This window comes from Streptomyces sp. G5(2025) (assembly GCF_049542075.1).
Lineage (GTDB): Bacteria > Actinomycetota > Actinomycetes > Streptomycetales > Streptomycetaceae > Streptomyces.
On sequence record NZ_JBMUZT010000006.1, the window covers coordinates 3,076,810 to 3,089,460 of the forward strand.

15 protein-coding genes are annotated in these 12,651 nt (G+C 70.0%); 9 read left to right on the plus strand and 6 right to left on the minus strand.

Translation table 11 applies throughout. The annotated features are described in order from the left end of the window. Positions 1-2: 2 nt before the first annotated feature. Positions 3-407 carry an ATP-binding protein gene (locus ACOBQB_RS24680; RefSeq protein WP_423594321.1) on the minus strand — a complete coding sequence of 135 codons (405 nt, stop codon included), beginning with the start codon at positions 405-407 and terminating at the stop codon, positions 3-5. 116 nt (positions 408-523) lie between these two features. Here ACOBQB_RS24680 and ACOBQB_RS24685 point away from each other — a divergent pair, with 116 nt between their 5' ends. The 8 genes from ACOBQB_RS24685 to ACOBQB_RS24720 all read left to right on the plus strand — a co-directional run bounded on the left by ACOBQB_RS24685 (position 524) and on the right by ACOBQB_RS24720 (position 4,810). Beyond that, positions 524-1,375: a helix-turn-helix domain-containing protein gene (locus tag ACOBQB_RS24685; protein ID WP_423594323.1), complete on the plus strand. Its 852-nt coding sequence runs from the start codon at positions 524-526 to the stop codon at positions 1,373-1,375. Then, positions 1,356-1,649, plus strand: a complete 294-nt coding sequence (locus ACOBQB_RS24690; protein ID WP_423594325.1) for a DUF397 domain-containing protein — start codon at positions 1,356-1,358, stop codon at positions 1,647-1,649. The genes ACOBQB_RS24685 and ACOBQB_RS24690 overlap by 20 nt, the downstream gene beginning before the upstream one ends. 7 nt (positions 1,650-1,656) lie before the next feature. Further along, positions 1,657-2,190, plus strand: coding sequence for a DUF6879 family protein (locus ACOBQB_RS24695; protein WP_423594327.1), 534 nt, complete (start codon positions 1,657-1,659; stop codon positions 2,188-2,190). 55 nt (positions 2,191-2,245) lie between these two features. Next, entirely contained in the window at positions 2,246-2,506 is a 261-nt protein-coding gene (locus ACOBQB_RS24700) for a hypothetical protein (protein WP_423594329.1), read from the plus strand. Further along, a complete protein-coding gene (locus ACOBQB_RS24705; protein WP_423594331.1) occupies positions 2,487-3,023 on the plus strand; it encodes a DUF6879 family protein in 537 nt (178 codons plus the stop codon). Before ACOBQB_RS24700 ends, ACOBQB_RS24705 begins: the two co-directional genes overlap by 20 nt. Further along, complete coding sequence (locus ACOBQB_RS24710) at positions 3,007-3,864, plus strand: helix-turn-helix domain-containing protein (protein ID WP_423594333.1); 858 nt, start codon at positions 3,007-3,009, stop codon at positions 3,862-3,864. Before ACOBQB_RS24705 ends, ACOBQB_RS24710 begins: the two co-directional genes overlap by 17 nt. A 108-nt stretch (positions 3,865-3,972) precedes the next feature. Next, positions 3,973-4,209, plus strand: coding sequence for a DUF397 domain-containing protein (locus ACOBQB_RS24715; RefSeq protein ID WP_423598730.1), 237 nt, complete (start codon positions 3,973-3,975; stop codon positions 4,207-4,209). Between the two features lie 94 nt (positions 4,210-4,303). After that, positions 4,304-4,810, plus strand: a complete 507-nt coding sequence (locus ACOBQB_RS24720; RefSeq protein ID WP_423594335.1) for a hypothetical protein — start codon at positions 4,304-4,306, stop codon at positions 4,808-4,810. A gap of 34 nt (positions 4,811-4,844) precedes the next feature. On the opposite strand, the gene ACOBQB_RS24725 is transcribed toward ACOBQB_RS24720, so the two are convergent. The 5 genes from ACOBQB_RS24725 to hutU form a co-directional block, all read right to left on the minus strand. Further along, on the minus strand, positions 4,845-5,378 hold the full coding sequence (locus ACOBQB_RS24725) for a DUF6879 family protein (protein ID WP_423594337.1): 534 nt from the start codon (positions 5,376-5,378) through the stop codon (positions 4,845-4,847). A gap of 106 nt (positions 5,379-5,484) precedes the next feature. After that, positions 5,485-6,657 carry an imidazolonepropionase gene (hutI, locus tag ACOBQB_RS24730; protein WP_423594339.1) on the minus strand — a complete coding sequence of 391 codons (1,173 nt, stop codon included), beginning with the start codon at positions 6,655-6,657 and terminating at the stop codon, positions 5,485-5,487. 146 nt (positions 6,658-6,803) lie between these two features. After that, positions 6,804-8,135 carry a formimidoylglutamate deiminase gene (locus ACOBQB_RS24735; RefSeq protein ID WP_423598732.1) on the minus strand — a complete coding sequence of 444 codons (1,332 nt, stop codon included), beginning with the start codon at positions 8,133-8,135 and terminating at the stop codon, positions 6,804-6,806. Positions 8,136-8,146: 11 nt separating this feature from the next. Then, complete coding sequence (locus ACOBQB_RS24740; RefSeq protein ID WP_423598734.1) at positions 8,147-9,349, minus strand: allantoate amidohydrolase; 1,203 nt, start codon at positions 9,347-9,349, stop codon at positions 8,147-8,149. Positions 9,350-9,381: 32 nt separating this feature from the next. After that, positions 9,382-11,046 (minus strand): urocanate hydratase, encoded by a 1,665-nt coding sequence (gene hutU / locus ACOBQB_RS24745; protein ID WP_423594341.1) that lies wholly within the window; start codon positions 11,044-11,046, stop codon positions 9,382-9,384. 160 nt (positions 11,047-11,206) lie between these two features. Here hutU and ACOBQB_RS24750 point away from each other — a divergent pair, with 160 nt between their 5' ends. Beyond that, a complete protein-coding gene (locus ACOBQB_RS24750) occupies positions 11,207-12,598 on the plus strand; it encodes a diaminopimelate decarboxylase (RefSeq protein ID WP_423594343.1) in 1,392 nt (463 codons plus the stop codon). Positions 12,599-12,651: the final 53 nt, after the last annotated feature.

The window sequence follows — 12,651 nt, forward strand, 5'->3', positions numbered from 1 at the left end:
CTTCAGGCGGCCCCTGGCCCGCCCCTCAGCTCGCACCAGACCGTCTTGCTGTCGGCCCCCTGCTCGACGCCCCAGCGCAGCGAGACGGCGTCCAGCAGGGCCAGGCCCCGTCCCGCCTCCTCGTCCCCGGTGGCGTGGCGTAGCACGGGCAGCGCGCGGGGGTCGGGGTCGGTGACCGCCACGCGGATGCGTCCCGCGCCGCCTCCGGTGACTCTCACCGTCACGGGGGTGCCTTCGCCGAGGTGCCGGATGACGTTGCTGAGGAGTTCGCTGACGCAGAGGGAGAGGTCGGGGTGCGGGCCGTACGCAGTCAGCGTCCGGCGCAGTTCGGGTACCGCCTTGGGGACGGCGAGCAGGGCGGCTTCGAAGTGGGGGGTGGGGGTGGTGGAGGGCTCTGGGTCGTGCATGGGGGTACGCCTTCCGGTGCGGAGTGTGACGTTGCGGTCACACAGTGGCGTGGGGCGGCGTAGCGTGACAGGGGTTTGGATTGCGCAGGGCAACTGGCGAATGGCGGTGGTGAGTTGTGCCTCCTCGTAAGGATCCCGACGCCTCGGTGAGCGTTCCGGCTTTCTACGGCGCGGAGTTGCGCTTCAAGAGGGAGGCTGCGGGCCTCACGCTCGAAGGACTGGCCGAGGGAAGCTACCGGGGTATCTCCTTCCTCAGCCAGATCGAGCGCGGCGAGCGTCGGATGCCGCTGGACCTGGCCCAGCACGTCGACGAACGGCTCGGGACGGACGGCTTTTTCCAACGTCGCTGTGAAGATGCGCGCAAGGCTCGGCAGGATGGTCATGCGGAGTACTTCGCGGATGCAGCGGAGATGGAGCGGTTCGCGGAGACCATCGAGGACTGGGCGCCGATGATCGTCCCTGGCTTGTTGCAGACAGCTGCGTACACGCGCGCGATCGTGCGGGCCGCGATGCCCCGCGCCTCGACCACCGTGGTCGAGGAGAAGGTGAAAGCCAGGATGAGACGGGCCGGCCTCTTCGGGCAGGCGAGGCCACCGGAGTTCTGGGCGATCCTGGATGAGTCGGTGATCCGTCGGCGGGTCCTCGCAGGGCAGCAGATGGCCGAGTTGCTGGAGCACATCGCAACAGTGGTCGAGGCCACCCGGTCCATTGTGCAGATCGTTCCGGAAACCACCGCCACCCATCCGCTCATGATGGGCATGACCAGGACCATGACCTTCCCGGACTCGCCTCCCGTGGTGTACACCGAGAGTCTGCACAGCGGCCAACTCATCGACTATCCGCCGCTCGTGAAGGAGTACCGGCGGTCGTACGATCTGCTCAGGGCCGTCGCAATGCCGCCTGAGGCGTCCCTGGCCATGATCAAGGATGCGGCTGAGGATTATCGAAATGGCAAGCAGAGACTTTGACTTGAGCGCCGCCCGCTGGCGCAAGAGCAGTTACAGCAACGGCACCGGCGGCGAATGCGTCGAGGTCGCCGAACACTTCCCCGGCGCCGCCCGCTGGCGCAAGAGCAGCTACAGCAACGGCGACGGGGGCAACTGCGTCGAGGTCGCCGACGGCCTCCCCGGTGTCGTCCCCGTCCGTGACTCCAAGGTCACGGACGGGCCCGTCCTGGTGCTCCCGGCAGCCGCGTGGGCGCCGTTCGTCGCCGCCGTCACCGCAGGTGAGCTGACCGCCTGAGAGAGGGATGCCCGTGCGCCTGGACGACGAAGGGTGGCGTCGATTCTTCGACGCCTTCGAGCGGGAGGCATGGCGGTTCGAGGCGCAGCCGACGTACACCATGCCCAAGGAGCAGGAGAACATTGCCCGCTTCCTGCGGGGCGAGGCCAAACCCCCTGGCCATAACGCCCGCCGGCATGAGCGGGTACGTGGTTACGTGGAGTCCGGCAAGCACATCGGCCGCGTCCGCATCGTGCGTCGGCCTCTCACCGACTACCAGCGGTACCAATTCGCGTGGGGCATCCCGGGCAACATCGTGGCCGGTGAGGACATCCGCGTCCTGGACGTGACGCGGGAGGACCACGGACTGCCCCTCTCCGGGCGGGACTGGTGGATGTTCGACGAGTCCCGCATCGCCCACCTGAACTTCCGTCCGGACGGCACCCAGATCAATCGCGAGGCTTACGAGGGTGACTCATCGCCCTACAGGGAGTGGAAGCGCATCGCCCTGGAGCACGCCGTGCCCTTCGAGGAGTACGTGCTGAGCAACCGAGGGCGCTGAACCCCTTTCTATGCGAGTACGTGACTGGACCGCGGGCCGCCCTTGTGGTCTCCGCATGACCGTCCGTAGCTTGCTGACCACACCACCTGAAGGGGTCTCAGTGGACGAACTGCGGGTCATTGCCGGCGGACCGTGCCGGAGCGACGACGACAAGTGCGGGAACGGCGACTGCCCGACCGTGTACACGACGCCGGAACCCGGCGTACTGGCGATCCAGGGTTACGACATGGCTCATCCGACGCCCGACGGCGAATCGGTGGTGTTGATCCCGGAAGACATCTTGAAGGAGGTGGCCCGTGCCCGTGGGTGGCTCTGACCCCGTACTGCTGGACGGCGACGCGTGGCAGGCGTACTTCCGCGACTTCAAGCGTTCCGCCTTCCGGCTCGAAGTACACCAGACATACACCATGCCCGCCGAGGCCGAGACGGTCCGCGACTTCCTTGCCGGCGCCGAGAAGCCCGAGGGGTTCAACGCGTCATGGCACCGGACGATCAGAGAGCACGCGAGGGCCGGGCGGACGATGACACGAGCCAAGATCGTGCGTCGCCCGCTCACGCCGTACGGCCGGTACCTTTTCGAGTGGTGCATCCCCGGAAATGTCGCGGCCGGGGAGGACTACCAGATAGTTGATGTGACCGAGCGCCCGAACCTCGGGCTCCCCGAACAGGATTTCTGGCTGTTCGACGAATCGACGGTCGTTCATCTCAACTACCGCTCCGATGGAACGCAAATCAACCGGGAACTGATCCAGAACCCAGACGTCAACAAGTATCTCACGTGGCGGGATCTAGCCCTGGAAAGCGCCGTACCGTTCAGTGTCTATCGAACCTGAGACGCAAGCACGAGAACGGAAGGATCTGGCGGAGGCCCTTCGGGGTCTCCGCCGCGCTTCGGGACTGAGCGGCGAACGTCTGGCACTCCGCTGCAACATGAGTCAGACAAAGATCAGCCGCATCGAGACGGGCCGCGCACTGCCCACGGTGATTGACGTCGAGCGGATCCTCAAAGCATTGAATGTGCCGACCGAGGTATCCGACGAGCTGTTGAAGCTGGCGCGCAGGGCCAATGTCGATTATGCGTCTTGGCGCACATACGCGCGTGTCGGCCTCTACCACAAGCAAGCAGAGCTGAAGGCACTTGAGACCTCCTCACACGTGATGCGACACTTTCTTCCCGCCATCCCCACCGGTCTCTTGCACGTCCGTGAGTACGCCGTCGAGACGCTGTCACCCACTGTGGCCGACGACCCGACCAGAAATGTCCACAGGGCCGTGCAGGCCCGTATGGACCGCCAAGCCATCTTGGACGACACGTCACGCTCGTTCTGGTTTCTGATGACTGAGCAGGCGGTGCGGTGGCAGCGAGCCAGCGACGAAACCATGGCGGCACAATGTGCGCACATGGCGGAGGTCAACGGGAAACCCAATGTCGAGATCGGGATAATTCCGCAAAGAGTGCGGGTGCCCGGCACTCCGATGAACATCTTCGTCGTGTACGACGACCGCCTCGTGACCGTCGAACTGTTCTCCGGGGAAGTCATACTGCGTGATCCGAGGGATGTCTCACAGCACCTGAGCCTGTTCGACCTGTTCTGGTCTCATGCGCTCACCGGTGATGACGCCACAGCTTTTCTGTCAGAGACCTCTGAAAGCTTTATGCGTCAACGCAACTAACCCTCCACACCGGCCCGTCAAGGCACAATGATGGATTCACGAGGAAGCAGAGTGGTCCTCGGGACACGGCTGATCCTGGCCTTGACAGTTGAGCAGGAAGGCGGAGCGATGCGGAACGGAACCGACCTGTACAGTCTCCCCATTTCAGAAAGCGCCGTATTCAGCAAGGCGTGCGGTGGTAATACCCATCCGGACGGCGAATCGTGCGTCACCCTCTGCCGGATCGGCGCGGACACCTGGGCCGTGGGTGACAGCAAGCGGCCCGACGCCCCGCCCTTGCGTTTCACCACCGCCGAGCTGGACGCGGCCGGCATCGACCCGGCGCGGTTCGGGCTGTCCGCCTGACCGGTCCCGTTGGCCACCGGCCGGGCCCACCCCGTTCCTCGCGGGGCGGGCCCGGCCGGTCACCCTGCTCCGTGACTTCCCCGAAGGGCGCGAAGTGCACCACCACGGTTACCTCTGGACCGGCCCCAAGCAACGGTTCGACGACGAGGCCCTGCGGCGGCCTCCGCCTCCGCACCTGCCTCCCGACGGCAGCCGCCCCGAGTTGGTCCAACGCCACCGGGAGGTGAAGGCGGAGTTCCCCGTCGTGGACCTGCCTCCGCTGGAAACGGCGTACTGGCTGGTCAAGCCGGTGAAACTGATTCGAGGCACGTGGGACGAACCGAAGGAGGCGGCGGCCTGGGTCGCGGAGCGGCTGGCCGGGTACGCGCCACGCTTCGACTCCGCGTCCGATCGGGACCGCGCCCACCTCACGCTGCTCGCCGACTCCGCCGCCGAACGGCTCACCCGTGGCGGCGATGTCTCTCACGGCTGCTACCTGGAACGGCCCGCGTTCCTGTCCCTGGCCGTGGTGTGCTGCTCACCCAATCGCTCCATGCCCGAACTGCCTTGTCCCACCCGGCATACCGCCCCACCCGCGGGCCTCCCCGCCATACCCTGCTGACCAGGAGAACCCCGGCCGGTATGCCCAGTGCCCATCACCTCAACCGGTACTCGGCGTGTGGTACCACCCTCTCCCAGACCGACTCGAAGGCCGTGTAGAGGAAGGACACGAGCCGGGGGTCCTCGGTGTACTCGTGCTCCAACGCGTCACCGTTCCCGTCGAAGTGATTGATGAGCGCCACCCGCTGGTCGAAGACCCAGAAGTCGTTGCCCGGCAGTGCCAGATCGGTCGCGAGCCGTCGCGGCAACCAGCCCACGTCTTCCCCCGCTTTGATGTTGAGCCCCTCGGTGACCGAGTGCTCGAAGCGGATGTAGTCCGACACCGGCTCGGAGACGATGCGGGCACGTCGTACGACGATGCCTCGGGCGGCGGCCTCCTTCACGATGGCCAGCCAGTCACGCCAACGCTCGGCAGGATCGATCACCTTGCCCGCGCTCCAGTCGATGAAGGCGGCGTCCGATCGCATGTAGCCGTCGCGCATCTCCAAGTGGACTGCCGCCTCCTGGCTACGGTGAAACAGCTCATCGAACGCCGGGGCCTTCTCCTCGCAGATCTTGCGCAGGGTCACGATGTCCTCCTCGGTCCGAGCCGACGTTCGGTGTGCCCAACCGTGCACCGACCCCGCCGTCCGGCGCAGCGAACTTGCCGAAACCTGCCGGGAGAGCGGGAAGGCTTCAGACCTGGCGGACCCCTCGCTGCCACACCCCCCTGACCAACGGCACCCCCGGCCGGTACGCCAAGTGCACATGGCTCGGGGCGTCCAGGAGGGCGAGGTCCGCGCGGGCGCCCTCGCGGAGTACACCCACGTCCTCGCGCCGCAGCGCCGCCGCGCCGCCCGCCGTGGCCGACCAGATCGCCTCGTCGGGGGTCATGCCCATGTCCCGTACCGCCAGGGCGATGCAGAACGGGACCGAGGACGTGAAGGACGAGCCCGGGTTGCAGTCCGTGGAGAGGGCCACCGTCGCGCCCGCGTCGAGCAGGCGGCGGGCGTCCGGCCACTCGGCCCGGGTGGAGAACTCCGCGCCGGGCAGGAGCGTCGCCACCGTGTTGCCCTGGGCCAGCGCGTCCACGTCCGCGTCCGTGAGGTGCGTGCAGTGGTCCGCCGATGCCGCGTCCAGTTCGACCGCCAGTTGCACTCCCGGACCGTACGAGAGCTGGTTCGCGTGGATGCGGGGGTGCAGGCCCTTCGCCTTGCCCGCCGTGAGGATCGCGCGGGCCTGGTCGCCGTCGAACGCGCCCTTCTCGCAGAAGACGTCGATCCAGCGGGCGTGCGGGGCGCAGGCGTCCAGCATCTCGCCGGTGACCAGTTCGACGTACGCCGCCGGGTCCTCGGCGTAGTCCGGGGAGACGATGTGCGCGCCGAGGAACGTCACCTCGTCCGTGTGCCGTGCCGCGATGCGCAGGGCGCGGGACTCGTCCTCCGTCGTCAGGCCATAGCCCGACTTCGTCTCGAAGGTCGTGGTGCCCTGGTGCAGGGCCTCGCGGAGGTAGTGGACGACATTCGCCTCCAGTTCCTCGTCCGTGGCCGCCCGGGTCGCCGCCACCGTCGTACGGATGCCGCCCGCGGAGTAAGTGCGGCCCGACATCCGGGCGTTGAACTCCTGCGTGCGGTCGCCCGCGAAGACGAGGTGGGAGTGGGAGTCGACGAAGCCGGGGATCGCGGCGCGGCCCTGCGCGTCGTGCACGGTGTCCGCCGACGGTGCCTTGTGCGCCGGGCCGACCCAGGCGATGGTCTCGCCGTCCAGGACGACCGCCGCGTCCGTCAGGAGGCCCAGGGGGCTTCCGTTGCCCTGCGTGGGGTCGTTCGTGACGAGGCTGGCGATGTTGGTGATGACGGTGGTGGTCATGGGGTGCTCCATGGGGGAGGGCGGGAGTTCGAGCGAGTTCCTTCCCCAAGCCCGCCCCTTCCCGAAACTGGGGCTCCGCCCCGGACCCCGCTCCTCAAACGGCGGAAGGGCCGGGAAAGCGGGCAGGCGGCGGCCTTGGGGACCGGTCAATCTCTCAGCGCCGCCACCGCCTCCGCCAACGCCCCCGGCACATCCGGTACCAGCGCGTGCGCGCCGTCCCGTACGACGACCCGGCCCCCGGCCACCACATGGCGGACGTCCGCCGCCGTTGCCGCGAAGACCGCCGTCTCGGCGGCCAGGCGCGGCACCGGACCCGCCGTGCGGACCGTGTCCAGGGCGACCGTGGTGAGGTCCGCCAGGGCGCCCGGTTCGAGCACGCCCGCCTCGGGCCAGCCGAGCGCCGCGTGCCCCGTGGCCGTCGCCGCGCGCAGCAGCGCCGCCGCCGTCCAGTGACCCCGCGTATGCGAGCGGAGGCGTTCGTTCAGCTCCATCGCGCGTGCCTCCTCGAAGAGGTCGATCACCGCGTGGCTGTCGCTGCCGAGCGACAGGGGGCTGCCCGCCCGCTCCAGGGCGACCGCGGGGCCGATGCCGTCCGCCAGGTCGCGTTCCGTCGTCGGGCACATGCACGTGCCCGTCGTCGTGCCGCCGAGCAGCCCGATGTCCTCCTCCGTGAGGTGCGTGTTGTGGACGCCCGTGGTGCGCGGGCCGAGGACGCCGTGGTCCGCGAGGAGCTGCGTGGGCGTGCGGCCGTGCACCGCCTGGCAGGCGTCGTTCTCCGCCGTCTGCTCGGAGAGGTGGACGTGCAGGGGCGCCTGCCGCTCCGCCGCCCACTGGGCGACCGTGCCCAGCTGTGCGGCCGGAACCGCCCGTACGGAGTGGATCGCCGCCCCGATCCGGGCGTGCGGGCGGTCCTTGAGCGCCGAGGCCCGCTCCGCCCACGCCTGTGCCGTGCCGTCGGAGAAGCGCAGCTGGTGGCGGTCGGGCGCCTTCCCCCGCGTCGCGGAGAGCAGTCCGGAGGCCACGTACGCCGTGTCCAGGAGCGTGATGCGCACGCCCGCGTCCGCCGCCGCCTGGATCAGCGCCTCGCCCATCGCGTTCGGGTCGGCGTAGGGGGCGCCGCCGGGCCGGTGGTGGAGGTAGTGGAACTCCCCCACCGTCGTGATGCCGGCCAGCGCCATCTCCGCGTACACCGCGCGGGCCAGCGCGTGGTAGCTCTCGGGCGTCAGGCGGTCCGCCACCCCGTACATGACCTCGCGCCACGTCCAGAACGTGCCGGAGCCGACCTGGACCGTGCCGCGCAGTGCCCGGTGGAAGGCGTGCGAGTGGGCGTTGGCCAGGCCGGGGAGGGTCAGGCCGCGCAGGACCGTGGCACCCGGTGGGGGTGCCGCGACGTCCTTGCGGACGGCCGTGATCCGCTCGCCCGTCACCTCCACCGCCACGCCCGGCTCGACGTGCGTGCCGAGCCAGGCGTGCTCCATCCAGTACGTCGTCACCTGCACGCCAGCCCTTCCAGTACGTCGGCCAGTGCGGTCACCCCGGCCAGGCAGTCGTCCTCGGCGGCGTACTCGGCCGGGGAGTGCGAGACGCCCGTGGGGTTCCGTACGAACAGCATGGCGGTGGGGATCGAGCCGGACAAAATACCCGCGTCGTGTCCGGCGCCCGTGCCGAGGACAGGGATCGGCCGCTCGGCCTCCCCGCCCAGGATCGCGCCCAGCTCGTCGCGCAACGCGTCCTCGAACTCCACCACCGGCGTGAAGGACTCGCGTACGACATCGAGGTCGATGCCGTGGCGCTCCGCGTACTCGCGGGCCGCCTTCTCGATACCCGTGACGACTGTGTCGAGGGTCGGCTGATCGGCGGCGCGGGAGTCCAGCCAGCCGCGCACGAGGGACGGGATGGCGTTGACGCCGTTCGGCTCGACGGAGATCTTGCCGAACGTGGCCACCGCGCCCGCGAGTTCGGCCTCGCGGCGGGCGGCGAGGACCGTCTCCGCGTACGTGAGCATCGGGTCCCTGCGGTCCGCCAGGCGGGTCGTGCCCGCGTGGTTGGCCTCGCCCCGGAAGTCGAAGCGCCAGCGGCCGTGCGGCCAGATGGCGGACGCGATGCCGACGGGGTCGCCCGTCAGGTCCAGGGCGCGGCCCTGCTCGACGTGCAACTCGACGAAGGCGCCGATACGGGCGAGACGTTCGGGGTCGGGGCCGATCGTCGACGGGTCGTACCCCGCAGCCTCCATCGCCCGCGGCAGCGTCACGCCGTCGCCGTCCCGCAGCTGGCGCGCGGCCTCGGCGGTGAGCTGCCCGGCGGTGAGGCGGGAGCCCACGCAGGCCAGGCCGAAGCGGGCACCCTCCTCGTCACCGAAGTTGACGATGGCGAGCGGTCTGCGCAATTCCGCGTCGCGCGCCCGGAGTTCGTCCAGTGCCGCGAAGGAGGAGACGACGCCGAGGGGGCCGTCGAAGGCGCCGCCGTCGGGTACGGAGTCCAGGTGCGAGCCGGTGACGACGGCGTCCCCGGCGGCCGGGTCGCCCAGCCACGCCCACTGGTTGCCGTTGCGGTCCAGTTCGTAGGTGAGGCCGCGGGACTCCGCCTGGGCCTTGAACCAGGCGCGGCAGTCCGCGTCGGCCCCGGTCCAGGCGTAGCGGCGGTAGCCGCGCGACCCGGCGTCACGGCCGATGGGGGCCAGGTCCCGCCACATTTCCTGGAACGACGGGGCAGCGGCCTGATCGCTCACGCGCCGTCACCCTCCCGCATCGGAACCCGCACGCCCTTCTCGTCCGCCACCGACTCCGCGATGTCGTACCCCGCGTCCACGTGCCGGATGACGCCCATCCCCGGGTCATTGGTCAGCACCCGGCGGATCTTCTCGCCGGCGAGCTTCGTGCCGTCGGCGACCGAGACCTGGCCCGCGTGGATGGAGCGGCCCATGCCGACGCCGCCGCCGTGGTGGAGGGAGACCCAGCTGGCGCCCGAGGCGACGTTGACCATGGCGTTCAACAGCGGCCAGTCGGCGATCGCGTCGGAGCCGTCGAGCATGGCCTCCGTCTCGCGGTACGGGGAGGCGACGGAGCCGCAGTCCAGGTGGTCGCGGCCGATCGCCAGGGGGGCCTGGAGCTCGCCGGACGCCACCATGTCGTTGAAGCGCTCGCCCGCCTTGTCGCGCTCGCCGTAGCCGAGCCAGCAGATGCGGGCCGGGAGGCCCTGGAAGTGGACGCGCTCGCCCGCCATCTTGATCCAGCGGTGGAGCGACTCGTTCTCCGGGAAGAGGTCGAGGATCGCCTTGTCCGTCTTGTGGATGTCGGAGGCCTCGCCGGACAGCGCCGCCCAGCGGAAGGGGCCCTTGCCCTCGCAGAAGAGGGGGCGGATGTAGGCGGGGACGAAGCCGGGGAAGGCGAAGGCGCGGTCGTAGCCCGCGAGCTGGGCCTCGCCGCGGATCGAGTTGCCGTAGTCGAAGACCTCGGCGCCCGCGTCCATGAAGCCGACCATGGCCTCGACGTGCCTGGCCATGGACTCACGGGCGCGGGTGGTGAAGCCCGCCGGGTCCTTCACCGCGTACGTCTGCATGTCGTCGAAGTCGACGCCCACGGGGAGGTACGACAGCGGGTCGTGGGCGGACGTCTGGTCCGTGACGATGTCGATGGGCGCGGACTCGGCGAGCATGCGCGGCAGGAGGTCCGCCGCGTTGCCGAGCAGGCCGATGGAGAGCGGCTTGCGCTGGTCGCGGGCCTCGACGGCGAGCTGGAGCGCGTGCTCCAGGGAGTCGGCCTTCACGTCCAGGTACTTGTGCTCGATGCGGCGTTCGATGGCGCGCGGGTCGCAGTCGATACAGATCGCGACGCCGTCGTTCATGGTGACGGCGAGCGGCTGGGCGCCGCCCATGCCGCCGAGGCCCGCGGTGAGGGTGATGGTGCCCGCCAGCGTGCCGTCGAACTTCTTGGCCGCCACCGCCGCGAACGTCTCGTATGTGCCCTGGAGGATGCCCTGCGTGCCGATGTAGATCCACGAACCGGCCGTCATCTGGCCGTACATGGTCAGGCCGAGCTGCTCCAGGCGGCGGAACTCCTCCCAGTTCGCCCAGTCGCCGACCAGGTTGGAGTTGGCGATCAGGACGCGCGGCGCCCACTCGTGGGTCTGCATCACGCCGACGGGGCGGCCGGACTGGACGAGCATCGTCTCGTCCTGCTTGAGCGTCCGGAGGGTGCGCACCATCGCGTCGAAGGAGCGCCAGTCGCGCGCGGCCTTGCCCGTGCCGCCGTAGACGACGAGCTTGTCGGGATGCTCGGCGACCTCGGGGTCGAGGTTGTTCTGGAGCATCCGGAGGGCGGCTTCCTGCTGCCATCCCAGGGCGCTGAGTTCCGTGCCGCGCGGCGCTCGTACGGGGCGGGGTCCTGACATGGGGCGGTGCCTCCTCGCGTGAACCTGCTGTGACTGTCGTCGCTCTGCCGACTGTGACCTTGTTATTCACATCCTGAGGGGCTGAATAGAGCTAGTCAATAGCGAACGGGTGCGCGAGTACGCCAGCGAGGGCCCCGCCCCGGATGATTGGCTGGATCGCATGGCCCACGACGAGGATGACGACCAGCAGACGCAGGACCTCCACACGGACGGCCAGGCCGGAGCCGCCCGCGCCGCCCGCCGCGACCACGCAGTCCGCGCCGCCGTCGAGCAGGGCGTCATCAGGCCCGAGACTCCCGTCGCCGGCCTGCTCGACATCGCCGGCATCCGCGCGAGCGCCGCCGCCCTGCGCGCCGCCTTCGAGGCGGTCACCCCGCCCGGCACCCCCGTCCTGCACGCCTTCGCGGTGAAGGCCACCCCGCTCGTGCCGGTCCTGCGGCTGCTGCGCGCGGCCGGGATCGGCGCCGAGGTGGCCAGCCCCGGCGAGCTGGCCCTCGCGCGGGCCGCCGGGATCGCGCCCGGCGACACCGTCCTGGACTCCCCCGCCAAGACCCTCGCCGAACTGCGCCAGGCCCTCGCGCTCGGCATCGCCGTCAACGCCGACAACCCGCAGGAGCTGGCCCGTCTCGACGCGCTCGTCCGGTCGGCGCCGACCGCCTCCCCCGTCGGGCTGCGCGTCAACCCGCAGATCGGCGGCGGCTCGATCGGCGCCCTGTCGACGGCCACGGCCACCTCCAAGTTCGGCGTACCGCTGCTCGACGAGGACGCCAGGCAGTGGGCGGTCCGGGCCTTCCTGGACCGGCCGTGGCTGACCCGCCTGCACGCGCACTCCGGTTCGCAGGGCATGCCGCTGGAGATGATGGTGCGCGGGGTCGGAGCGGCGTACGAACTGGCCGAGGAGATCAACGAACGCGCCGGTCGGCGGCAGATCGACACGGTCGACATCGGCGGTGGCCTGCCCGTCAACTTCGCCTCCGACGCGGAGAGTCCGACCCACGCGCAGTACGCGCGCCGCCTCAAGGCGCGGGTGCCGGGGCTGCTCGACGGGCGCTACGGCCTGGTCACCGAGTTCGGCCGGTCCCTGCTCGCCAAGCACGGCACGCTCCTCGCCCGCGTCGAGTACGCGAAGGAGGCGGGCGGCAGGCCCATCGCGGTGACGCACGCGGGCGTGCAGGTGGCGACCCGGACGGTGTACGCGCCGCTGTCGTGGCCGCTGCGGATCGCCGCGTACGACGCGTTGGGGCGGCCCAAGAGCGGGCCCGCCGTCGGACAGGACATCGCGGGCCCGGCCTGCTTCGCGGGCGACTTGCTCGCCGAGAACCGCCCGCTGCCGCTGCTCGAACAGGGCGACCACATCGCCGCGTTGGACACCGGCGCCTACTATTTCGCGCAGCACTATTCGTACAACAGTCTGGTCAGGCCCGGCATTCACGGTTTCTCGATCTACGACGACGATGTGCGCTTCGCCGCCGCGCGCGAGCCGCAGACCCTCGACGAAATCGTGGCGGAGGCGGGCGGCGGCTCGGAACGGGACGCGCTGCGGTACCTGTGAGCGCCACGTGACGCCGCTCGCCGATCGCTGCTCGTCGCTCGCCGCTCGCCGCA

What these genes read in the sequence shown, in the direction of transcription:
- ACOBQB_RS24680 (WP_423594321.1), bottom strand. Translation starts at nt 407, where the DNA reads ATGCACGACCCAGAGCCCTCCACCACCCCCACCCCCCACTTCGAAGCC.
- ACOBQB_RS24690 (WP_423594325.1), top strand. Translation starts at nt 1,356, where the DNA reads ATGGCAAGCAGAGACTTTGACTTGAGCGCCGCCCGCTGGCGCAAGAGC.
- ACOBQB_RS24695 (WP_423594327.1), top strand. Translation starts at nt 1,657, where the DNA reads ATGCCCGTGCGCCTGGACGACGAAGGGTGGCGTCGATTCTTCGACGCC.
- ACOBQB_RS24700 (WP_423594329.1), top strand. Translation starts at nt 2,246, where the DNA reads ATGACCGTCCGTAGCTTGCTGACCACACCACCTGAAGGGGTCTCAGTG.
- ACOBQB_RS24715 (WP_423598730.1), top strand. Translation starts at nt 3,973, where the DNA reads ATGCGGAACGGAACCGACCTGTACAGTCTCCCCATTTCAGAAAGCGCC.
- hutI (WP_423594339.1), bottom strand. Translation starts at nt 6,657, where the DNA reads ATGACCACCACCGTCATCACCAACATCGCCAGCCTCGTCACGAACGAC.
- ACOBQB_RS24735 (WP_423598732.1), bottom strand. Translation starts at nt 8,135, where the DNA reads ATGGAGCACGCCTGGCTCGGCACGCACGTCGAGCCGGGCGTGGCGGTG.
- ACOBQB_RS24740 (WP_423598734.1), bottom strand. Translation starts at nt 9,349, where the DNA reads ATGTGGCGGGACCTGGCCCCCATCGGCCGTGACGCCGGGTCGCGCGGC.
- hutU (WP_423594341.1), bottom strand. Translation starts at nt 11,046, where the DNA reads ATGTCAGGACCCCGCCCCGTACGAGCGCCGCGCGGCACGGAACTCAGC.
- ACOBQB_RS24750 (WP_423594343.1), top strand. Translation starts at nt 11,207, where the DNA reads ATGGCCCACGACGAGGATGACGACCAGCAGACGCAGGACCTCCACACG.